The organism is Stenotrophomonas sp. NRRL B-14846 (assembly GCF_050473585.1).
Classification (GTDB): Bacteria; Pseudomonadota; Gammaproteobacteria; order Xanthomonadales; family Xanthomonadaceae; genus Stenotrophomonas.
In genome coordinates, this window is record NZ_JBFLUN010000022.1 from 3,089,579 (window position 1) to 3,109,852 (window position 20,274).

At 68.4% G+C, this 20,274-nt stretch carries 20 protein-coding genes; 11 read left to right on the plus strand and 9 right to left on the minus strand.

Annotation, left to right across the window (positions count from 1 at the left end; translation table 11 throughout):
* Nucleotides 1-249: 249 nt before the first annotated feature.
* Together AB1281_RS16380 and rsgA are read right to left on the minus strand one after the other, a co-directional pair.
* On the minus strand, nt 250-1,503 hold the full coding sequence (locus AB1281_RS16380) for a flavohemoglobin expression-modulating QEGLA motif protein (protein ID WP_430346415.1): 1,254 nt from the start codon (nt 1,501-1,503) through the stop codon (nt 250-252).
* A gap of 212 nt (nt 1,504-1,715) precedes the next feature.
* Complete coding sequence (rsgA, locus tag AB1281_RS16385; RefSeq protein WP_049442897.1) at nt 1,716-2,825, minus strand: ribosome small subunit-dependent GTPase A; 1,110 nt, start codon at nt 2,823-2,825, stop codon at nt 1,716-1,718.
* Nucleotides 2,826-2,939: 114 nt separating this feature from the next.
* On the opposite strand from rsgA, the gene AB1281_RS16390 reads away from it, so the two are divergent.
* The 3 genes from AB1281_RS16390 to AB1281_RS16400 are packed head-to-tail and all read left to right on the plus strand — an operon-like array spanning nt 2,940 to nt 5,559.
* On the plus strand, nt 2,940-4,214 hold the full coding sequence (locus AB1281_RS16390; RefSeq protein ID WP_032956570.1) for a pyridoxal phosphate-dependent aminotransferase: 1,275 nt from the start codon (nt 2,940-2,942) through the stop codon (nt 4,212-4,214).
* 3 nt (nt 4,215-4,217) lie between these two features.
* Nucleotides 4,218-4,835 carry an SGNH/GDSL hydrolase family protein gene (locus tag AB1281_RS16395; protein ID WP_430346416.1) on the plus strand — a complete coding sequence of 206 codons (618 nt, stop codon included), beginning with the start codon at nt 4,218-4,220 and terminating at the stop codon, nt 4,833-4,835.
* Between the two features lie 4 nt (nt 4,836-4,839).
* On the plus strand, nt 4,840-5,559 hold the full coding sequence (locus AB1281_RS16400) for a class I SAM-dependent methyltransferase (protein ID WP_430346417.1): 720 nt from the start codon (nt 4,840-4,842) through the stop codon (nt 5,557-5,559).
* 163 nt (nt 5,560-5,722) lie between these two features.
* Here AB1281_RS16400 and AB1281_RS16405 read toward each other — a convergent pair whose 3' ends face one another.
* Nucleotides 5,723-6,502, minus strand: a complete 780-nt coding sequence (locus tag AB1281_RS16405) for a polysaccharide deacetylase family protein (protein WP_430346418.1) — start codon at nt 6,500-6,502, stop codon at nt 5,723-5,725.
* A 59-nt stretch (nt 6,503-6,561) separates the two neighbouring features.
* Here AB1281_RS16405 and grxD point away from each other — a divergent pair, with 59 nt between their 5' ends.
* Nucleotides 6,562-7,488, plus strand: a complete 927-nt coding sequence (gene grxD, locus AB1281_RS16410; protein ID WP_042358958.1) for a Grx4 family monothiol glutaredoxin — start codon at nt 6,562-6,564, stop codon at nt 7,486-7,488.
* Nucleotides 7,489-7,565: 77 nt separating this feature from the next.
* Here grxD and AB1281_RS16415 read toward each other — a convergent pair whose 3' ends face one another.
* Both AB1281_RS16415 and AB1281_RS16420 read right to left on the minus strand, forming a co-directional pair.
* Complete coding sequence (locus tag AB1281_RS16415; protein ID WP_014038444.1) at nt 7,566-8,105, minus strand: DUF924 family protein; 540 nt, start codon at nt 8,103-8,105, stop codon at nt 7,566-7,568.
* A gap of 43 nt (nt 8,106-8,148) precedes the next feature.
* Nucleotides 8,149-8,925 (minus strand): AMP nucleosidase, encoded by a 777-nt coding sequence (locus tag AB1281_RS16420; RefSeq protein WP_005414446.1) that lies wholly within the window; start codon nt 8,923-8,925, stop codon nt 8,149-8,151.
* A 158-nt stretch (nt 8,926-9,083) separates the two neighbouring features.
* Here AB1281_RS16420 and AB1281_RS16425 point away from each other — a divergent pair, with 158 nt between their 5' ends.
* The 5 genes from AB1281_RS16425 (at nt 9,084) to AB1281_RS16445 (ending at nt 13,861) form a co-directional block, all read left to right on the plus strand.
* Nucleotides 9,084-10,493, plus strand: a complete 1,410-nt coding sequence (locus AB1281_RS16425; RefSeq protein ID WP_164118459.1) for an amidohydrolase — start codon at nt 9,084-9,086, stop codon at nt 10,491-10,493.
* Entirely contained in the window at nt 10,493-11,755 is a 1,263-nt protein-coding gene (locus tag AB1281_RS16430; RefSeq protein WP_430346419.1) for an amidohydrolase family protein, read from the plus strand. The genes AB1281_RS16425 and AB1281_RS16430 overlap by 1 nt, the downstream gene beginning before the upstream one ends.
* A 20-nt stretch (nt 11,756-11,775) precedes the next feature.
* Nucleotides 11,776-12,408, plus strand: coding sequence for a 2-hydroxychromene-2-carboxylate isomerase (locus tag AB1281_RS16435; RefSeq protein ID WP_430346420.1), 633 nt, complete (start codon nt 11,776-11,778; stop codon nt 12,406-12,408).
* A gap of 95 nt (nt 12,409-12,503) precedes the next feature.
* Nucleotides 12,504-13,445 (plus strand): DegV family protein, encoded by a 942-nt coding sequence (locus AB1281_RS16440; protein WP_049442888.1) that lies wholly within the window; start codon nt 12,504-12,506, stop codon nt 13,443-13,445.
* A 77-nt stretch (nt 13,446-13,522) separates the two neighbouring features.
* The gene (locus tag AB1281_RS16445) at nt 13,523-13,861 is read left to right on the plus strand and encodes a hypothetical protein (protein ID WP_430346421.1); all 339 of its coding nucleotides are present in this window, start codon (nt 13,523-13,525) and stop codon (nt 13,859-13,861) included.
* A gap of 216 nt (nt 13,862-14,077) precedes the next feature.
* Here the strand turns inward: AB1281_RS16445 and AB1281_RS16450 are convergent, their stop codons facing one another.
* From AB1281_RS16450 to AB1281_RS16465, 4 genes are all read right to left on the minus strand, one after another.
* Nucleotides 14,078-15,490, minus strand: coding sequence for an efflux transporter outer membrane subunit (locus tag AB1281_RS16450; RefSeq protein WP_430346422.1), 1,413 nt, complete (start codon nt 15,488-15,490; stop codon nt 14,078-14,080).
* On the minus strand, nt 15,487-16,569 hold the full coding sequence (locus tag AB1281_RS16455) for an HlyD family secretion protein (protein ID WP_430346423.1): 1,083 nt from the start codon (nt 16,567-16,569) through the stop codon (nt 15,487-15,489). The genes AB1281_RS16450 and AB1281_RS16455 overlap by 4 nt, the downstream gene beginning before the upstream one ends.
* 21 nt (nt 16,570-16,590) lie before the next feature.
* Nucleotides 16,591-18,120 (minus strand): MFS transporter, encoded by a 1,530-nt coding sequence (locus AB1281_RS16460; protein WP_430346424.1) that lies wholly within the window; start codon nt 18,118-18,120, stop codon nt 16,591-16,593.
* 152 nt (nt 18,121-18,272) lie between these two features.
* On the minus strand, nt 18,273-19,190 hold the full coding sequence (locus AB1281_RS16465; protein WP_430346425.1) for a LysR family transcriptional regulator: 918 nt from the start codon (nt 19,188-19,190) through the stop codon (nt 18,273-18,275).
* 156 nt (nt 19,191-19,346) lie between these two features.
* Here AB1281_RS16465 and AB1281_RS16470 point away from each other — a divergent pair, with 156 nt between their 5' ends.
* Both AB1281_RS16470 and AB1281_RS16475 read left to right on the plus strand, forming a co-directional pair.
* Complete coding sequence (locus AB1281_RS16470) at nt 19,347-19,793, plus strand: universal stress protein (protein WP_188485952.1); 447 nt, start codon at nt 19,347-19,349, stop codon at nt 19,791-19,793.
* Nucleotides 19,794-19,798: 5 nt separating this feature from the next.
* Nucleotides 19,799-20,269, plus strand: coding sequence for a hypothetical protein (locus AB1281_RS16475; protein WP_075676269.1), 471 nt, complete (start codon nt 19,799-19,801; stop codon nt 20,267-20,269).
* Nucleotides 20,270-20,274 lie beyond the last annotated feature (5 nt).

Below are 20,274 nucleotides of genomic sequence, written 5' to 3' on the forward strand. Positions count from 1 at the left end.
CGCCGCAAGTACGTCCATGTAGGCTCGATCGGCGCATCCATGCGCCTCACGGTCCTGCCTCAACCCGTCCCACCTCGCTGGACAATTTCCTGCGCCGGCGCGGAGGCAATGAAAAGCAAAAGCAAAAGCAAAGAGCCGGGCATTGCCCGGCTCTTTGCTTTTCAAGCGCAATCCCTCTGGTGGACCTGCTACCGCGCCCGCAGAAAACTGTCTGGAGGAGGCGGGCGCTCGAGGGGCCGCCAACGCATTTCATTCCGGCGCCAGCTGGTCCATCCGTATCCGGTTGGCGAACAGCGAGAACGCCAGCATGCCGGCCAGGCCATTCGCCCGGCTCACCCAGTGCGGCAGCCAGCGCGGTGGCTTCAGCACACCCGCCTCGAACAACGGTGCGAACGCGATCGCATCGGTCAGGCTCATCTTGCCGGCGAACAACCAGCGGCAGACCTGCAGGCGATCCTCGGCCAGCATGTGGCGGAAGAAGGTATGCACCGACACCAGGCCACGCAGGTACACCGTGTCCTTGGTGAACGCCAGGCCGCCACTCGGCGGCACGCCGCGGAACACGCGCTGGGCCGAGGCGAAACTCTCTTCCGCGTTCTGCCCGGCATCGCAGAAATAGCGGAACACTTCGATGAAATCGGCGCCTTCGCGTGCCATCGCAATCGCTTCGGTACGCAGGCTGATGCGCTTCAGGCGCTCGATGTCGATGCTGCCGGTGATCTGTTCGGCGAAGGTGGCCAGCCCTTCCTGGGTTGCCGTCACCCGCGGCGACGACAGCGCCAGGCTCGGCAGCACCGGCTGTTCGCGCCCGTTCAACGCGGTCAGCGAATGCACCAGCGCTTCATGGTGGAACAGCTGCGCGCGGTCGTAGGCGCTGAAGCGCGCACTGGTGCGCAGGCGGATGCGGGTCGGGCCGGCAGCGGCCTTGGACACCAGTTCCGGATCGAGCTGCACCTGGATGATGCGTGATTCGAAGAAGGCGTCCAGATCGTTCTGCAGCTGCAGTTGCAGCGCGATGGCCGAGACCGGCACCTGCTCTTCCGGTGCCAGCAGTTCGTGGTCCAGCTCGGCGGCGATCTGGATGAAGTGCCGCGCCGCTTCGCGCGTGCTCGGGCCATTGCCCGGCAATGGTTGCTCGGGGGCGCCGAACAGCTGCACCGAACAGGTATCGACGGCGGCAGTGCCCAGCCCTTCCAGCAGCTGCGCGGCCAGGTCCCAGCTCTGCGCCGACTGCCGCACGTAGTGACCCAGCGGATGGCTGTCGTCGCAGTCGGCGGCGATCGCGGCCAGTGCGCGGCGTTCTTCGCTGAAGTCCAGCTTCGGGTAATCCACCTTCGGCAGTACCGGCTGGCCACGCGCCACGCTGGCCAGGAACGGCGCCTGCACCGTTGCCGGCCAGCTGGTCAGCCCCAGCAGACGGATACCTCCAACGGCCTCGACCAAGCGCGCATCGAGCGCTGCATGGTGGGCCACCTCACGGTCCAGCGTCGCGGTCGGTTCCATGCGCGGACTATAGCGCTCTGCCCGCACGTTGGTAGGTGCCAAGCTTGACCGTTGGCGTCCGCCGAGGGCGGGCTGCGGACAGATTCGTGCCAACCAAGGTTGGCACCTACCAGGAGCGGGCAGTTAGCACCCACCCGAAGCAGGCAGACGCGAGTTCATTGCAGGGGTCAGAGCCCATTGCGGTGCAATGGGCTCCGACCCCGCGATACCGATCAGCGCCGGCGCGGCTTGCCTGCCGGGCGGAACTGCTGGCCCTTGCCCTTCTTGCCGCCGCGCTCCTGCGCGGTCTCGGCCTGGCGTACTGCCAGCTTGGCGGCAGCGGCGGCCACTTCTTCCTTCAGCTTGAAGTAGTTCAGCAGCCGGCTTTCTTCGATTTCGCCCGCCTCGATCGCTGCACGCACGGCACAGCCCGGTTCCTGCTGGTGCTTGCAGTCGTTGAAGCGGCACTGTGCGGCCAGCGCTTCGATGTCGGCGAAGCCACCTTCGGACAGCGTTTCTTCGCCGGTCGGCTTCAGCTCGCGCATGCCGGGGGTGTCGATCAGGCAGGCGCCGGTCGGCAGCGGCATCAACGCGCGATGGGTGGTGGTGTGGCGGCCGCGCGAATCATTGGCTCGCACCGCGTTGGTCTTCATCCGCTGCTCGCCGAGCAGGGTGTTGGTCAATGTGGACTTGCCGGCACCGGAGGAACCGACCAGCACCACCGTGCGGCCCGGGCCCAGCCACGGTTGCAGCACCGCCACGCTGTCGGCATCCAGGCCGTTGATCGCATGCAGCGCGATGCCCTGCATCTCCAGCTCTTCCAGCACCGCCAGCGCATCCTCGCTGTACTCGGTCTGGTCGGCCTTGGTCAACACCACCACCGGTTCTGCACCGCCACCGCCGACCAGCAGCAGGTAGCGTTCGATGCGGCGCGGATTGAAGTCGGCATCCAGGCCACAGACGATGAACACCGTGTCGATGTTGGCCGCGATCACCTGCTGGTGGTAGTGCTCACCGGCGGCGCCACGCTTGATCGCGGTGCGACGCGGCAGCAGCGCGACGATGCGGATGCCGTCCAGCAGCACCCAATCACCCACGGCCGGCCGCTCATGGCTGGGGAAGCGCGGGCGCTGCCATTCCGGCAGCGACTCGGCCTTGATCGCCGCATCCGGGCCATCGGCCACGACATAGTGCGTTCGATGCTGTTCGATCACCCGCGCCGGGCGGGCCTGCGGGTGCGCGGCCATCACGGCCTGCCAGTCGGCCTGCTGAGCCGGGCCCGGCCAGGGCCAGCCGATGGTCTGCAGGGCGATGAAATCGGGGGTCTGGGTCATCGCCGCCATTCTACCTGTGACGGCGCCCTGCCAGCCCAGCAATGACAAGCCCGGAGCCCTTGCCATGCACTGCAGCAATTCCGGTAGGATGGAATCCCCATGCCTTCTGACGGCCCAGCCCCCATGTCCACCATCTCGCCCAAGCCCCTGGCCATCCGCGAGCGCCTTTCCGAAGTGCGCTACGAAATCCGCGGAGAACTGGCGCGGCGAGCCCGGGAGCTGGAGGCGCAGGGCCGCAAGCTGATCAAGCTCAACATCGGCAACCCGGGCAACTTCGGTTTCCGCGCGCCCGAGCACCTGCAGCGCGCGATCGCCGACGACATGGGACGCACCGACCCGTACACCCACCAGCAGGGCCTGCCGGTCGCACGCGAAGCCATCGCGGCGTACTACGCCCGCCGTGGCGCACCGGATGCGCACCCCGACCGTGTGTTCGTCGGCAACGGCGTCAGCGAACTGATCGACCTGTCGCTGCGCGCACTGCTCAACCCGGGCGACGAAGTCCTGGTGCCCTCGCCGGACTACCCGCTGTGGTCGGCCTCGACCATCCTCAACGATGGCCGCCCGGTGTACTACCGCTGCGCCGCCGAGAACGGCTTCCAGCCGGACCCGAGCGAGATCGAGACGCTGGTGTCCTCGCGCACCCGCGCCATCGTGCTGATCAACCCGAACAACCCCAGCGGCGCCAGCTACCCGCGTGAACTGCTCGAGCGCGTGGTCGAGATCGCACGCCGCCACAACCTGCTGCTGCTGGTCGATGAGATCTACGACCAGATCCTGTACGACGATGCGGTGTTCCAGCCGGTCGCGCCGCTGGCCGGCGACCACCCGTGCCTGACCTTCAGCGGCCTGAGCAAGGTGCACCGTGCCTGCGGCTGGCGCGTGGGCTGGGCCCACCTCAGCGGCGACGATGCGCGCCTGGGCGACTTCCGCGCCGCGCTGGACCTGCTCGGCGCGCTGCGCCTGTGCGCCAACGTGCCGGGCCAGTACGCCATCGAGGCCGCAGTGAACGGCCCGGACACCATCTCCGAGCTGTGCACCCCGGGTGGCCGCCTGTATGAAACCCGCCGCGCGGTGATCGAAGCCTGCGAAGCCAGCGAGCACCTGTCGCTGGTTGCGCCGGCCGGTGCGCTGTACGCGTTCCCGGCCGTGGTCGGTGCCGCCGCCAAGGGCTTCGACGACCACAACTTCGCGCTGGACCTGATGAACAACGAAGGCGTGCTGGTGGTACCGGGTTCCAGCTTCAACGTGCCCTACCGCCATCATTTCCGCGTGACCCTGCTGCCGGAAGCCTCGGTGATGCGCGATGTGTTCGCCCGCATCGACCGCGTGCTGGCCCGCCGTGCCGAGGACGCCACCAAGGTCGTGCCGCTGAAGCCACGCCGTTCGGTGGCCTGAGCCGTGGCACTGTCCTACCTGGCGCTGGGCGACTCGTACACCATCGGTGAAGCGGTTGCAGTCGAAGGCCGCTGGCCGCACCAGCTGGCCGCCGCACTGCGTGCGCAGGAGGTGGCGCTGGCCGACCCGCAGACCATCGCCACCACCGGCTGGACGACCGACGAGCTGGACGCCGGCATCGATGCGGCCGCACCACAGGGCCCGTTCGATTTCGTCAGCCTGCTGATCGGCGTCAACAACCAGTACCGCGGCCGTCCGCTGGACGAGTACCGCGTGCAGTTCGAGGCCCTGCTGCAGCGGGCGATCGGCTTCGCCGGCGGCCGCCCCGGGCGCGTGCTGGTGCTGTCCTTCCCCGACTGGGGCGCGACGCCGTTCGGTGCCGGCAGTGGCCGGGACCTGGCCACCATCGAGATCGAAACCGACGAATTCAATGCGGCTGCCGAGGTGATCAGCACCCAGCAGGGCGTGGCCTTCGTCGACATCACCGACATCAGCCGCGACCAGGGTGACGACCCGGCGATGATCGCCGAAGACGGCCTGCACCCTTCGGCGCGGATGTACGCGCTGTGGAGCGCGCGCGCGCTGCCGGTCGCCGCACACTTGCTCGGCGGAACGGACTGAGACGATGGATGGCACGCCACGGAACGGCCCGCCCCTGCCCTGCACACCCCTGAGCGCAGCGCAGGCCCGCGCGATCGCCGAGGCGTTCCGCCCGGCACAGGCCTGGGGCAGCCGCCGCGACTACTACTACACCCGCGGCAAACTCGGCAGCGACCCGTTGTACGACGGCGTGCTGCAGCATCTGCCTGACGACGGGCATCCACTGCTGGACCTGGGCTGCGGGCTGGGTCTGTTCGCCCATGTGCTGCGCCAGCGCGGCAGTACCCAGCGCTACCTCGGCGTGGACGTGGACGCCGGCAAGATCACCCGCGCCCAGCGTGCCGCCACCGGCCTGCACGATGTGCGCTTCGACTGCCTGGACGTGCAGGCACCGCTGCCGGCGCAGGCCGGGCATGTCCTGCTGCTGGATGTACTGCAGTACCTGGATGCGGGCCCACAGCAGGCACTGCTGCGCGCGGCCGGTGCACGGGTCGCTCCCGGTGGCCGCCTGCTGCTGCGCACGCCACTGGCCACCGGCGATGGCCGCGACCGCACCACGCGGGTGGCCGACCGGCTGGCCTGGCTGGTCGGCTGGATGGGCACGCGGCCGCGTCATTACCCCGACCCGCAGGTGCTGCAGGCGACATTGATCGAGGCCGGATTGCAGGTGACGGCGCCCCGGCCGCTGCACGGGCGCACCCCGTTCAACAGCTGGTTGCTGGTGGGCGAACGCCCTGTGCTGTAGCGCCGAGCCGACGCCCGGCTGTGCTGTTGCGGTAGATCCACGCCATGCGTGGATGGCATGCATGGCGGAGTCGAGCATGGCTCGACGCTACGATGTGTTTCCCGCGACCATTCCTGTAGCGCCGAGCCCGCGCTCGGCTGCCCCAAGCGACCAGAACCCTGGGTTACAGGGCCGGCAGCTGCGCCTTCAACCCGCGCTCGTCCAGCGCCTGCAGCACGCGCTCGATGATCGCCAGGTTGTGGCCGTGGGCGGCCCCCTCATGCAGTAGCACGATGGCGCCCGGGCGCAGGTCCGGCAGCAGGCGGTCGAGCACGCCCTGCGCCGTGCAGCCGATGCCGTCAAAGCCGCGCGCGCTCCAGCCGACCCGGACCAGGCCCAGCCGCTGCAGCACCGGTGCCACGAACGGATTGGTCATGCCCACCACCGAACGGTACCAGCGCACCGGGCGGCCGCTTACCGCCTGCAGGGCATGCTGGCAGCCCTCGATCTCGGCGCGCATCGCCGCCGGGCCCAGCCGCCAGAAGCGCGCCTGCGGATGGCTGTGGCTGTGGTTGCCCAGGTCGTGGCCGCGGCGCAGGATCTCCTGCACCAGGTCCGGCTGCGCCAGCGCGCGCTCGCCCACCAGGAAGAAGGTGGCACGGGCCTGGTGGCGGTCCAGCAGGTCGAGCACGGCACGGGTTTCCGGGCCAGGACCGTCATCGATGGTCAACCAGACGCTGTTGCCGGCCTCCGGCATCCGGCTCAGCACCGGCGCGTAGAAGCGGCTGTTGGGCAGGAACACCGGCACCATGAACAGTGCGTGGCTGGCCACCATCAACGGCAGTCCCCAGTGCCAGCCGGCCAACGCCCAGGCCAGGATCACGGCCAGCTGCGACGCCACCAGCCAGGGCAGCCAGCGCCAGGGCCGGGTCGGGATGCGATGCAATGTTCCTGCGTTGCTCATCCCCCATGATGCCATGAGGGTTAGAATTGATGATTCGAATTCCCGGAACCCCGACGTCCATGTCCCTCGATCCCGCCCTGCGTTCGCGCATCGAATCCATCCTCAACGCCAACCGCGTCGTGCTGTTCATGAAGGGCCAGCCGTCGATGCCGCAGTGTGGTTTCTCGGCCAAGGCCGTGGGCGCCCTGCAGGACCTCGGCGTCGAGTTCGCCCACGTCAACGTGCTGGCCGACCAGGAAATCCGTGAAGGCATCAAGGCCTATGGCGACTGGCCGACCATCCCGCAGCTGTACATCGACGGCGAACTGGTCGGCGGCAGCGACATCGTGCTGCAGATGGCGGCCAGCGGCGAGCTGAGCAGCGTGCTGGGCCTGGCCGCGCCGGACCGTACCCCGCCGAGCATCACCGTCACCCCGGCGGCCGTGGAAATGCTCAAGGGCGCGCTGGCCGATGCCCCGGGCGCTGCCCTGCAGCTGTCCATCGACGCCGGTTTCCAGCCGAACTTCCAGCTGGCCCCGCACGACGAAGGCGCCATCGCCGCCGAGTCCAACGGCCTGCGCGTGCAGTTCGACCTTGCCAGCGCCCGTCGCGCCAACGGCATCACCATCGACTGGGTGGACGACATCCGCGGCAAGGGCCTGGCCATCGACAACCCGAATGCGCCCAAGCCGGTGCAGGAAATCAGCGTGCGCGATGCCGACGACCTGGTGCGTGCCGGCAACATCACCCTGGTGGACGTGCGCCCGGCCGACGAGCGTGAAATCGCCGCCGTGGGCGTGCCGTTCAAGACCTTCGACGGCACCGGCCGTGCCGCGCTGGAAGCCCTGCCCAAGGACACCGCGCTGGCCTTCATGTGCCACCACGGTGGCCGCAGCGCGCAGGCCGCCGAGCAGTTCCGCGCCCTGGGCTTCACCAAGGTGTTCAACGTCACCGGCGGCATCAACGCCTGGTCGGAAGACGTCGACAACGGCGTGCCGAAGTACTGATCGGCACTGAAAAAGGGGACGGAGGGGATTAAGTCGTTTGTGGCAAAAACGACTTAATCCCCTCCGTCCCCTTTTTCTTAGCCTGCGAACCCGCCTTCGGCCAGGTAGTCCAGCTCTTCCGGCGAGGGAATGCGGCCCAGCACGGCGTTACGGTGCGGGAAGCGACCGAAGCGGCGGATGATGTCGCGGTGCAGCTCGGCGTACTGCAGGTATTCCTTGTCGCCCAGCACATCGAACATCGCCACCGAGCGGTCCTGGTCCAGCGGATCCTCGGAGTGTTCGAACGGCAGGTAGATGAAGGCGCGCAGCTTGGGCACCAGCTGCAGGTCCAGGCCTTCCTCGATGGCGCGCATGGCGTAGTGCCGGGCCAGGCCGTCGGTGGCATAGGAATGGGCGCTACCGCGGAAGCAGTTGCGCGGGAACTGGTCCAGCAGCAGCATCAGCGCCAGTGCGCCCTCGGCACTGCCCAGCCAGTGTTCGCGCGCGCGCGAAGCGGCTGCGAAATGCTCATCCAGGAACAACTGGCGGAACTGCGCGTCGAACGCGTCGTCGCGGGCGAACCACTTCGCAGGGCCCGCCTCTTTCCAGAATTCCACCACTTGCGCGGCAACGTCCATCACCTACTCCCCAGGGCCGGCGCGCCGCGCCAGGCCATCATCATCATTCGTCGAAGCGCAGGTGGCGGACCGACTTGCCGTTGCGCCGGATAAGCTTAAGCGCCTCGATACCGATCTGGATATGGTTTTCCACGAACTGGGAGCTGACCTTGGCATCGGAGGCCTCGGTCTTGACCCCGTCGGGGATCATCGGCTGGTCCGACACCAGCAGCAGCGCACCGCTGGGGATGTGGTTGGCGAAGCCGGCGGCGAACACGGTGGCGGTTTCCATGTCGATGGCCATGCAGCGCATCGCCCGCAGCCGCTCCTTGAACGCCTCGTCGTGCTCCCAGACCCGGCGGTTGGTGGTGTAGACGGTGCCGGTCCAGTAATCGTGGCCGAGGTCGCGGATCATGGTCGAGACCGCACGCTGCAGCGCGAACGCCGGCAAGGCCGGCACTTCCGGCGGCAGGTAGTCGCCCGAGGTGCCCTCGCCACGGATCGCCGCGATCGGCAGCACCAGGTCACCCAGCTGGTTCTTGCGCTTGAGGCCACCGCACTTGCCCAGGAACAGCACCGCCTTGGGCATCACCGCCGACAGCAGGTCCATGATGATCGCGGCATTGGGGCTGCCCATGCCGAAGTTGATCATGGTGATGCCATCGATGGTGGCACTGGCCATCGGCCGGTCCAGGCCGATGACGGGGGCGCCGGTCAGCTCGGAAAAGGTATGCAGGTAGCCCCCGAAGTTGGTCAGCAGGATGTGCTGGCCGAACTGGTCCAGGGGCACGCCGGTGTAGCGCGGCAGCCAGTTGTCGACGATTTCCTGCTTGCTCTTCATGGGCGGTGGTCCGGTGTACGGCGTGGGGACCGGCTATTTTCAGCCAGCCGGGCGGCCCCGTCGAGGCATTGCCGGCACGCGTGTGAAGAAGGTCACTTGGCAAGCACGCCGCCGTCCGGCTAGCGTCGGCGGCTGGACTACGCTGCGAGGGGAACTGCATGGCATCGACGTTGTTGCGCGCCGGGGTGGCACTGGCGCTGCTTTCATTGAGCACTGCGCCCGCAGTGGGTGCCTCGCGCTTCGTGGCCGATCCCTACCCCAGCACCTACCAGGCCCATCCCGATGCGCCGGTGCTGATCCAGAACGCCACCGTGCTGACCGGCACCGGCCAGCGCCTGGACAACGCCGACGTGCTGCTGCGCGAGGGCCGCATCGTCGCCGTGGGGCGCCAGCTGCAGGCCGATGCCGGCGTCACCCGCATCGATGCGCAGGGCAAGTGGGTCACCCCGGGCCTGATCGACGTGCATTCGCACCTGGGCGTGTACCCCAGCCCGGGCGTCGGCGCGCACAGTGACGGCAACGAGATGACAGCACCGGTCACCGCCAACGTCTGGGCCGAGCACTCGGTGTGGCCGCAGGACCCGGGCTTCGCCACCGCATTGGCCGGTGGCGTGACCAGCATGCAGGTGCTGCCCGGCTCGGCCAACCTGGTCGGTGGCCGGGGCGTGACCCTGAAGAACGTACCGGCCATCACCTACCAGGCGATGAAGTTCCCGGGTGCTCCGTGGGGGCTGAAGATGGCCTGCGGCGAGAACCCGAAACGGGTCTACGGCGAAGGCAAGGGCGTCGCCCCGGCCACGCGGATGGGCAACGTCGCCGGCTATCGCGCGGCCTTCATCGATGCCGCCGACTACATCGCCAAGAACAAACCCAAGCCGGCCAAGCGCAAGGGCTGGTTCGGCAGCGACAAGGGCGACAGTGCCGGTGATGCCGGCGGCAAGCGCGATCTCAAGCTGGACACGCTGGCCGGCGCGATCGAAGGCGACATCCGCGTGCACATCCACTGCTACCGCGCCGACGAGATGGCCACCATGCTCGACCTGGCCAAGGAGTTCGGCTTCAAGGTAGCCGCGTTCCACCACGGTGTGGAGGCCTACAAGCTGGCCGACCGGCTGGCCGCCGACGGCGTCTGCGGTGCGCTGTGGGCTGACTGGTGGGGCTTCAAGATGGAAGCCTTCGACGGCATCCCGGAAAACATCGCACTGGTCGACCGGCCGAAGAACAGCTGCGCCATCGTCCATTCCGATTCACCCGAAGGCATCCAGCGCCTGAACCAGGAAGCGGCCAAGGTGATCGCCGCTGCGCGCCGCGCGCACATGCCGGAGATCAGCCCTGAACACGCCATCACCTGGATGACCGCCAACGCCGCCAAAGCGCTGGGCATCGAGGGCCAGACCGGCACCCTGGAGGCCGGCAAGATGGCCGACGTGGTGGTCTGGAACGGCAACCCCTTCAGTTCCTACGCGCTGGCCGAACAGGTCTTCATCGACGGCCGCCGCCTGTACGACCGCAGTGCGCCGGCAGCGACGCCGCGTTCCGATTTCCAGCTCGGCCAGGAGGTGCACTGATGGGCGCGTTGAACAAGCGTCGCCGGGCATGGCTCGGCGCTGCGGCCGTGGTGCTGGCCTGCATCTCCGCATCCGCGCAGGCGCAGGACCTGCTGGTCCGCAACGCCACCGTGCATACCGCCGGCACGCGCGGCAGCCTGCAGCACACCGATGTGCTGGTGCAGGGCGGCATCATCCGCGCAGTCGGCAGCGGGCTGTCCGCACCGGCCGGTGCCAGCGTGGTCGAGGCCGATGGCCGCCCGCTGACACCGGCGCTGTTCGGCGGCATCACCGAGATCGGCATCGAAGAGGTCTCCGGCGAAGCGAGCACGGTCGACAGCACGTTGAAGATCGGCGAACAACCGTTGCGCCCCGAATTCGATGTCACCCTGGCCTACAACCCGGCCTCGGTGCTGATCCCGGTGGCACGCCTGGACGGGATCGGCTTCACCGCCCTGGGGGCCGCCACCGGTGGCGGCTTCGTTGCAGGCCAGGGCGGCGTGATGCGGCTGGACGGCAGCGCCGATCCCCTCGGGCCGCGCGCGCTGTTCCTGCGCCTGGGGTCGGCCGCAGTGGAGCTGACCGGGCATTCGCGTGCGGCGCAATGGATGCTGCTGCAGCAGATGGTGGACGAGGCGCGCGGCCAGGTCGCCGCAGACTCACCGCATGCACTGCTGACGCCGGCCGGGCGCCGCACGCTGGGCCGCTACCTGGCAGGCCAGGGCCGCATCGTGGTGGAGGTGGACCGCGCGGCGGACATCCGCCAGCTGCTGCGCTGGGCCACCCGCGAGAAGGTGAAGATCGCCATTGCCGGTGGCAGCGAAGCCTGGCAGCTGGCGCCGGAGCTGGCAGCTGCGCAGGTGCCGGTGTTCGTCGACGTGCTGTCCAACCTGCCGGCCAGCTTCGACCAGATCGGGGCAACGCTGGAAAACGCGGCACGCCTGCAACGTTCCGGCGTGGCCATCTCGTTCGTGCAGCGTGGCGACGCCTCGCACAATGCACGCAAGATGCGCCAGCTGGCGGGCAATGCCGTGGCCAATGGCCTGCCCTGGGCCGACGGCCTGGCCGGCCTGACCCGGGTGCCGGCGCAGGCGTTCGGCGTGGGCGACCAGATCGGCAGCATCGAACCGGGCAAGCGCGCCGACCTGGTGCTGTGGGAAGGTGACCCGCTCGACGTGGCGCACTATGCCGAACAGGTCTGGCTGGGCGGCCGGGCGATGCCGATGCGCTCGCGCCAGACTGAACTGCGGGACCGCTACCTGCTGCGCAACGCGCAGCCCTGACCTCTTGCAAGGAACCGCCAATGGCCACGCTGCGCTGGTACTTCGACTTCGTCTCGCCCTATTCCTACCTGCACTGGCAGAAGCTGAAGCGGTTGCCACAGTTTGTCCAGATCCAGACCGTGCCGATTGCCTTCGGTGCCGTGCTGCACCACCTGGGCAACCTCGGGCCGGCCGAGATTCCAGCCAAGCGCCGCTTCATCTACCGCCAGCTGCAGTGGACTGCGCAGGCCGAGGGCACACCGCTGCGGTTCCCGCCGGGCCACCCTTTCAATCCGCTGTCCGCCCTGCGCCTGTGCCTGGCCGCCGGTGGCAGCGTGCAGGCGGTGGACGTGCTGTTCGACTGGATCTGGCGCGACGGCAATGCCGCCGACAGCGCCGAGGCCCTGCGCGAACCGGCTGCGCAGCTGGGTATCGAGGATGTCGCCAGTGCCATCGCCGACCCGGCGGTCAAGGAGCAACTGCGGCGCAACACCGAGGCGGCAATTGCTACCGGCGTGTTCGGCGTGCCGACCCTGGCCATCGATGACGAACTGTTCTGGGGCAACGACGCCCACCCGCTGATGGCGGCGGTGCTGGCCGATCCAGGCCTGCTGCAGCAACCCGAATGGCAGCGCCTGGCCAGCCTGCCGGTAGCGGTGCAGCGCAGTCGCTGAACAGGGCGTGGCGCGTTTCCCTCGCGCGCCACGCCAGGATTTGAGATAGATTTCACGTTTCCGAACCTACAACCGCCCTGGAGGGGGAGCCGCGGATGCGCATCGGAATCGTCGTCGACTCGGCCTGCGATCTGCCGCAGGACTTCATTGCCGAGCACAACATCGTGCTGCTGCCGATCACCGTACGCATCGGCGAAGCCGTGCTGGCCGATCATCGCGATGAGCAGGCCACCCTGAGCTTCCTGCACGCGCATGTGGCCGAACATGGCGCTGAAGCGGAGACCATCCCCTTCAGCGTCAACCAGATCCGCGACCTGTTCCTGCAGCAGCTGGTGATCGATTACGACCACGTGTTCTGCATGACCATCACCAAGACCCGCAGCCCGATCCACGACAATGCGCTGCAGGCCAGCTTCGCCATCCTCAATGATTACAAGCCGGTGCGGCAGGCAGCGGGCTACAACTCGCCGTTTGCGCTGCGCGTACTCGATACCCAGAACCTGTTCGCCGCGCAGGCCGTGACCGCAGTGGAGGCGGTGCGCCTGCGTGACAGCGGCGCCAGCGTGCAGCAGATCCGCGAACGGCTGGAAGAACTGGCCGGCAACGTGCACGGCTACATGATCACCCGCGACCTGTACTACATGCGCGCACGTGCACGGCACAAGGGCGACCGCAGTGTCGGCCTGCTCAGCGCGGCGCTGGGCAGCGCGCTGGACATCAAACCGGTGCTGCACGGCTACCGGGGCGAGACCGGGCCGGTGGCCAAGATCAAGGGCTTCGACAGTGCCGTGCAGAAGCTGTTCGCGGTGGTCGGCCAGCGCGTGCGTGCCGGGCTGATGACGCCGACGGTGTGCGTCAGCTACGGCGGCGAACTGGACGAGCTGCGCACCCTGCCCGGCTATGCACAGATGAAGGAGGTCTGCGCCGGCCACGGCGTGACCGTGTACGAATCGGTGATGAGCCTGACCGGCATGGTCAACGTCGGCAAGGGCGCGGTCACCGTGGGCTTTGCCGATGGGCCGCATCGGTTCGAATGAGCGCTGGCCACGGCTGGAATCTGCACATCGATTCCACCGCGGTTGTGCCAGCCTTGCCGCACTTCAAGGAGAACTCCATGCCTGCGCAGTACCACATCAGCCTGCCCGACCCGTCCAAGGCCCGCGGCAACGACCCCGACCTGTCCTTCCACTCGCAGGGCGCCGCCGGTTTCGCCGAAGAGCTGCAGGATGCCCTGCGCAGCGGCACGCTGTTCGAGCGCTGGAAGGCCAAGCAGCCTGACCCGGACGCGGTGGAACCGCAGTGGGGCGTGACCGACCCGGATGCCACCGTGACCGGCGAGCAGAAGGACCTGCGCATCAACCTGGTCGCCATCACCCGCATCGACAGTGACGTGTTCAAGCAGCGCCTGCGCCTGCTGGCCGGCCACCACTGGGAACTGCGCGACGTGCGTTGAGGCCCCGTTCTGGTAGTGCCGGCCGCTGGCCGGCAACTGCAGCAGCCATGACGGTGCCGGCCAGCGGCCGGCACTACCCCGACGATTTCCTACCAGCCGCCGCCCAAGGCCGTGCTCTGGTAGACGCCAACCTTGGTTGGCGCTTCGCAAAAGGCTGCCAACCAAGGTTGGCAACTACCGACGAACCGCCGGGCATGGCCCGGCGTTTCCATTTCCCTACCAGCCACCGCCCAGCGCGCGGTACAGCTCCACCCGTGCGATCGCGGCCGTGGCCTGGCTGTTGGCCAGCGCGGCCTGGTTGTCCAGCGCAATGCGCTGGGTACTCAGCACATCCAGCATGTCGACCACACCGGCCTGGTACTGCCGGCGCGCGGCACCCAGTGCGGTCTCGCTCTCGTCCACCGCCACGTGCAGCTGCACGATGCGCTGCTGCTCCGCTGCGTAGCCATCGATGGCGTCGTCCACCTCATGCCAGGCCTGCAGCACGGTGCGGCGGAACTGCAGCGCCGATTGTTGCTGCTGCAGCCGGCTCAGCGCGAGGTTGGCCTTCAGCCGCCCGCCCTGGAAGATCGGTACGCTGATGGACGGCCCGATGCTGAAGCGGTGCGCGTTCCAGCCATCCAGATCATCCAGCTGCTTGGCCTGGAACCCAGCGTCGCCATTCAAGGTGATGCGCGGCAGGAAACTGGCCTTGGCCACGCCGATGCCGGCCGTTGCCGCATGCAGTGCCGCTTCGGCACGACGGATGTCCGGGCGACGCTCGGCCAGTTCGCTGGGCAACCCCACCGCTACGGCCGGCAGCGCCGGCCAGTCACGGCGTGCATCCTGCAGCTGCGCGTCCAGCGCCTGCGGCGGCTGCGCCAGCAGGAACGCCAGCGCATTGCGCAGCTGCGATTCACGATGCCGCAGCGGCGCGATGCGGGCCTGCAGCGATGCCACCTGCGCGGACGCGCTGGACACCTGCAGCGTGCTGGCCACGCCCTGTTGCTGGCGTGCCTCGGTCAGGCGCTTGATGTCGAGGGCGATGCTGAGGTTGTCCTCGGTGATCGCCAGCAGCTGCCGCGTCGCGCGCAGCTGCAGGTAATCACGCGCGGTTTCCGCCAGCAGCGCGATGCGCACCGCGTGTGCATCCTCCTCGGCGATCTGCACGCGTGCGTCGGCCGCTTCCACCTGGCGGCGCACACGCCCCCACAGGTCCAGCTCCCAGCTCAGGCCGATGCCGGCCTGGAACAGCCCGTAGTCATCACGGCCGCCGTTGCCGGACGGATCATTCAGGCCCACCTCGCTGTTGCGTGCACGCACGCCACTGGCGCTCGCGCTGACGCCGGGCAGGCGATCGGCGGCGGTGATGCCACGCGCGGCGCGGCTCTGCTGCACGCGGTTCGCGGCCAGCTGCAGGTCCAGGTTGGCCGCGAGCACCTGGCCGGCAAGCTGCCCCAGCAATGGATCGTCGAAGCCGGCCCACCAGGCCGCGTCCTGGTCGATGGCGTTGCCGGCGACCGCCTCACCCTGCCAGTGGCTGGGCAGTTCCGCCTGCGGGCGTACGAAGTCCGGACCCATCGTGCAGGCAGCCAGGGCCGTGCACAGGCTGGCCGCAACGAAGGTGCGGAACAGGGTGACTGCGCTCATGCACCCTCCCCGCTCTTGTGGCCCGGACTGTGCTGCACGCTCTGCGCGCGGGCGCGGCTGCCCAGGTCAACACTGGCTTCCACCGACATGCCGGCACGCAGCTGGTCCAGCAGTGGCTGGCCGGGTTCCAGCACGATCTTGACGGGAATGCGCTGCACCACCTTGGTGAAGTTGCCGGTGGCGTTTTCCGGTGCGACGGCGGCGAAGGTGACGCCGGTGGCCGGTGCGATGCTGTCGATGTGCCCGCGCAGCGGCTTGCCCGGGAACACGTCCACCTTCAGCTCGACCTGTTGGCCGGCCTGCATGCGGGTCATCTGCGTTTCCTGGAAGTTGGCGACCACGAAGGCGCGCTTCAGCGGTACCACCGCAGCCACCGGCGTACCCGGGGTCAGGTAGGCGCCCACGCGTACCGCACGACGGCCGACCATGCCGTCGATCGGCGCGCGCAGCACGGTGTGCGACAGGTCCAGTTCGGCACGCGCCTGCGCCGCTTCTGCACGCTGTACCGCCGCCTGTGCGGCCTGCACGCCAGCGCTGAGGATGTCGGTGCGCTGGCGTGCGGTCGACAGCGCGGCCTGGCCCTGCTGCAGGTGGGCACTGGCCACGGCCTGCTTCGATTGCGCCTGCTGTGCGTTCTGCACGGTGCCGGCGCCATCACGGGCCAGCTCGCGGTAACGCTGCTGGTCGGCGCTGGCCAGGGTCAGTTCGGACCGGCTGACATCGACACTGGCCCTGGCCTGCTCGATCAGCGAGTCCTGCTGGGCCAGTGCAGCCTGTGCGTTGGCCAGCTGTGCACGGGCATTGGCGAGGTCGGCGCGGGCTGCCTGCAGGGCCACCTGGTAGTCGCGGTCGTCGATGCGGGCGAGCACGTCGCCGGCCTTCACCGACTGGTTGTCTTCCACCTCCACGGCACTGACGAAGCCGGGAATCTTCGGCGCTACCAGGGTGTAGTCGGCCACCACATACGCATTGTTGGTGCTCTGGTGGCCGCCATCGCGCAGCAGCAGCCAGGCGCCGATGGCCAGGGCCAGCACGCCCAGGCCCAGCCCGGTGTTGAGAGTGGTTCGATTGATCGTCATGAGGGAATTCCTGCGAAAGGTTCAGGCCACGGCACGTGGCGGATGGATGCGGGTGGGCATCCAGGCAATGAGGGGAATGAAGGCCAGCGCCACCAGCGCGACCACCCAGTACAGGTCGGCTGAAGTCAGCGCCTGCACCTGTGCATGCAGGCGCGCACCCAGCTGCGGGCCATCGGCCAGCCACGGTTGCTCGCCAAGGCGATCGACCAGCACGGTGGAATGGAAATGACGGCGGCCCTGGGCGACGGCATCCAGCACGCCGCTGGCGAGCACGGCAGCAAAGCCCTTGACCGTGTTGAACCACGCCGAGGCGAACGGACCGTCCTGCGGTGCCAGCCCGCCAGTGGCCAGCATCAGCAGCGGCAACACCGCCATCGGCTGGGCGAATACCTGCAGCAGCTGTACCCACAGGAAGTTGTCGCGGATCCAGGCCACATCCAGGTGCGAGCCCAGCCAGCAGGCCAGCGCCAGCATCGCCAGGCCGGTGGCCTGCACCCAGCGGCAATCCACTGCGCGGATGTTCAACAACGCCGCCACCAACGGCAGTGCGATCACCTGTGGCAGCGCCACCCACAGCAGCATCGGTGCGGTCTGCAATGGCCGGTAGCCCTGCACGCTGGCCAGGAAACCGGAGGGAATCGAGATCACTGCCAGCAGCACGAACAGCACGCCGCCCAGCGTCACCAGCGAGTAGCTGAGGTTGCGGTTGGCCAGCAGCTGCAGCTTGAAGAACGGCAGCGGGTGGAACCATTCATTGATCATGAACAGCACCATCAGGCCGGCGCCGCCACCGATCATCAGGGTGATCATCGGCGAGTCGAACCAGTTCAGGCGCGGGCCCTGCACCAGGCCCAGCACCAGCAGCACCAGCGCCGGCAGGCCCAGCGCCAGGCCCACGCCATCGAACTGGGCAAAACGCTCCAGCCGCAGCGGGTCCTGCGGCAGGCCCCAGCTGACCATCGCCATGGCAGCCAGGCAGTACGGCACGATCTGCCAGAACGCCCAGTGCCAGCCCACCTGCTCGACCCAGAACGCGGCCAGCGGCGTGCCCATGCTCGGGCCGAAGGTGGCGGTCAACGCGTAGCCGGCCAGGCCATACAACTTGATGCCCGGCGGCAGGAAGCGCAGTGCCACGCTCATCAGCAGCGGCGGCAGCGCACCACCACACAGCCCCTGCAGCGCGCGCAGCAGCAGGAACACCTGCAGGTTCGGGGCAAGCGGGCAGAGCACGCCCAGCACCATGAAACCACCGATCATCGCCAGCGCGAAACGGCGCAGCGAGAAGGTGGCGGCACACCACGGGGCGAAGGCCATTGCGCTGACCGACATCGCGCTGTAGAGGGCGACGATCCAGCTGCCGTCGTCGACGCTGAAACCCATCGCACCGCGGATGTCGGCCAGGGCGACCTTGGTGATGTTCTCGTTGAAGCCCGACACCAGCACCGCCAGCAGCACGCCACACAGGCCGACCAGAACGCGGCGGTCGAGCCCGGGGGCGGCGGCAGGACGGGGCGCTGCGGCGGCCGGGACAGTGGCAGCCGGCGTACTCATCGCCGGGCACCGATCCGTGCAGTGCACGGCATGTTGGGGGTCATTGGAATGCGCTCAGTGAAACTCCGGGGAGCGCAGTCTAGGGAGCCGGTACCGTGCAAAAAATGGCGTGACCGGCATCGCAGGCGTGCGCCGGACGCACGCCCGGAACCTCAGCGACGGGTGTCCTCGACGCTTTCGCACATGGTCTTGATCGAACGCCGCAGCCACTGGTGGGCGGCGTCGTTGTCCAGGCGTGGATGCCAGGCCTGCACGATCGCCGCCGTGCGCACCGGAATCGGCAGCGGGAACAAGCGCAGGGGCAGGCGCATGCTGACGATGCGCTCCAGCATCACGCTCGGCATCTGCGGCAGGATCAGGTCCGATTCGGCAGCGGCGAAAATCGCACCGTGGAAGGTCGGACTGATCAGTGCCACCCGCCGTTGCAGGCCCAGAGTGGCCAGGTCGTCATCGATCGGTCCGCGTGGCAGCCCGCGCCGGGACACCGCGATGTGATCGCACGCGGCAAAGCGCTCGGCGCTGATCTCTTCATCGAACAACGGATGGTCCTCGCGTGCGGCGCCCATGAACGAGGTACTGAACAGGTTCTGCACCTTGGTGTCGGGTGCGTGCTTGCCGGCGGTGCTGATGTACAGATCGATCCGGCCCTGCGCCATCGCATCGTCATCGGTATCGCCTTCGGGCACGAAACGCAGCATCGCGCGCGGTGCCTGCTGGCGGAATATCTCGCGCAGGCGACCGCCAAAGCCACCGATGAAGACGTCGTTGGCACGCACGTTGAAGGTTCGCTCCAGGGTACCCACGTCGATCTCGCGGCCCGCATGGAAAACTCGGTGGGCCTGTTCGATGACGTCGCGCACCTGCTCGCGCAGCTGCAGCGCGCGCGGCGTCGGTGCCAACCCGCGACCGGCGCGCACCAGCACCGGGTCGCCCAGCGCCACACGGATCCGGCCCAGGGTGCGGCTCATCGCCGGCGCGCTCAGGTTCATCCGCCGCGCGGCGGCGGCCACGCTGCATTCGTCGATCAGCACGTCCAGTGCCAGCAACAGGTTCAGGTCCGGCAGGGGCATGGCAGTCTCCAGTGGAACGTTCTTCAGTAATCCGGATGACTCTAAGGCACTTGTGGTTCACATGGATTGCGTCTGGCGCATTCATTGACTGCCGCGCACGGCATGGGTGCGCGCGGAGACATCGGCGACCATCCCCGGCCTGCCAAGGAGACATCCATGTTCAACACCCTGCTGGTCGCCCTGGACGGCGGCCCCCAGCACGCACGCGTGCTGGACCTGGCCGCGGCCATCGCCGGCCCGCGCAGCCGCCTGCACCTGCTGTGCGTGCTCGACCCCGAATTCGCGCTGGCCGCCGATGCCAGCGAAGCCGACCGCCGCGAGTATCCGGAAGCCGCGCGGCAGCGATCGCAGGCCGAGGCGGTGCTGGCTGAAGCCCTGGCCGAGCTGCGCGAGCGCGGCGTCGATGCCATCGCACAGATTCCCTCCGGCGACCCCGGCGAAGTGATCAGCGAGCAGGCGCGGCGCCTGAAGTGCGACCTCATCGTCATCGGTCATCGTCACCTGTCCCGGCTGGAACGCCTGTTCGAACCCTCGATCGGGCAATGGACCATCGACCACGCGCCCTGCCCCGTGCTGGTGGAAACCCGCGACCCGCAACCCTAGCCCCCATGGCCTCACGATCCCCGTTGTTTCCTACCCGCGTCAGCTATCGCGCCTTCGGCCGCCAGTTCGGCCGCGGCGAGCAGGCGCTGCTGGGCGCGCTCCGCCAGCTGCACGATCCCGATCTGCAGCCCGACGGCGTCGCCCAGCTGAGCGCGCTCGGGCTCGACCCGGAGGGCTGCGACGCCTTCATCGGCCTGGTGCCGCTGCTGGCCACGCCCGCCGCCCCCATCGATCTGCTGCCGGCTGGCTCGCCGTTCATTGCCGCCAGCGAACTGGACCTGCTGGTCTGCCTGCTGCGCATCGCGCAATGGCGGCATGCACGGCCCCGCGAAGACGACACGCTGGCACCATTGCGCCAGCAGTTGGCGCGCTGTGCGATGGCCGTGCAAGCAGCACATCTGCCGTTGCGGCAGCGCTCATTGTCCCCGGTCGGGCTGAGGCTGCTCGATCCCAGCGGCTGGGTGCGGCAGCGATGACCCGG

Bases quoted from the DNA above. Each gene is read 5' to 3' on its own strand.
- AB1281_RS16380 (WP_430346415.1), bottom strand. From the start codon at position 1,503: ATGGAACCGACCGCGACGCTGGACCGTGAGGTGGCCCACCATGCAGCG.
- rsgA (WP_049442897.1), bottom strand. From the start codon at position 2,825: ATGGCGGCGATGACCCAGACCCCCGATTTCATCGCCCTGCAGACCATC.
- AB1281_RS16390 (WP_032956570.1), top strand. From the start codon at position 2,940: ATGTCCACCATCTCGCCCAAGCCCCTGGCCATCCGCGAGCGCCTTTCC.
- AB1281_RS16400 (WP_430346417.1), top strand. From the start codon at position 4,840: ATGGATGGCACGCCACGGAACGGCCCGCCCCTGCCCTGCACACCCCTG.
- AB1281_RS16405 (WP_430346418.1), bottom strand. From the start codon at position 6,502: ATGAGCAACGCAGGAACATTGCATCGCATCCCGACCCGGCCCTGGCGC.
- grxD (WP_042358958.1), top strand. From the start codon at position 6,562: ATGTCCCTCGATCCCGCCCTGCGTTCGCGCATCGAATCCATCCTCAAC.
- AB1281_RS16415 (WP_014038444.1), bottom strand. From the start codon at position 8,105: ATGGACGTTGCCGCGCAAGTGGTGGAATTCTGGAAAGAGGCGGGCCCT.
- AB1281_RS16420 (WP_005414446.1), bottom strand. From the start codon at position 8,925: ATGAAGAGCAAGCAGGAAATCGTCGACAACTGGCTGCCGCGCTACACC.
- AB1281_RS16425 (WP_164118459.1), top strand. From the start codon at position 9,084: ATGGCATCGACGTTGTTGCGCGCCGGGGTGGCACTGGCGCTGCTTTCA.
- AB1281_RS16430 (WP_430346419.1), top strand. From the start codon at position 10,493: ATGGGCGCGTTGAACAAGCGTCGCCGGGCATGGCTCGGCGCTGCGGCC.
- AB1281_RS16435 (WP_430346420.1), top strand. From the start codon at position 11,776: ATGGCCACGCTGCGCTGGTACTTCGACTTCGTCTCGCCCTATTCCTAC.
- AB1281_RS16440 (WP_049442888.1), top strand. From the start codon at position 12,504: ATGCGCATCGGAATCGTCGTCGACTCGGCCTGCGATCTGCCGCAGGAC.
- AB1281_RS16445 (WP_430346421.1), top strand. From the start codon at position 13,523: ATGCCTGCGCAGTACCACATCAGCCTGCCCGACCCGTCCAAGGCCCGC.
- AB1281_RS16450 (WP_430346422.1), bottom strand. From the start codon at position 15,490: ATGAGCGCAGTCACCCTGTTCCGCACCTTCGTTGCGGCCAGCCTGTGC.
- AB1281_RS16455 (WP_430346423.1), bottom strand. From the start codon at position 16,569: ATGACGATCAATCGAACCACTCTCAACACCGGGCTGGGCCTGGGCGTG.
- AB1281_RS16460 (WP_430346424.1), bottom strand. From the start codon at position 18,120: ATGAGTACGCCGGCTGCCACTGTCCCGGCCGCCGCAGCGCCCCGTCCT.
- AB1281_RS16465 (WP_430346425.1), bottom strand. From the start codon at position 19,190: ATGCCCCTGCCGGACCTGAACCTGTTGCTGGCACTGGACGTGCTGATC.
- AB1281_RS16470 (WP_188485952.1), top strand. From the start codon at position 19,347: ATGTTCAACACCCTGCTGGTCGCCCTGGACGGCGGCCCCCAGCACGCA.
- AB1281_RS16475 (WP_075676269.1), top strand. From the start codon at position 19,799: ATGGCCTCACGATCCCCGTTGTTTCCTACCCGCGTCAGCTATCGCGCC.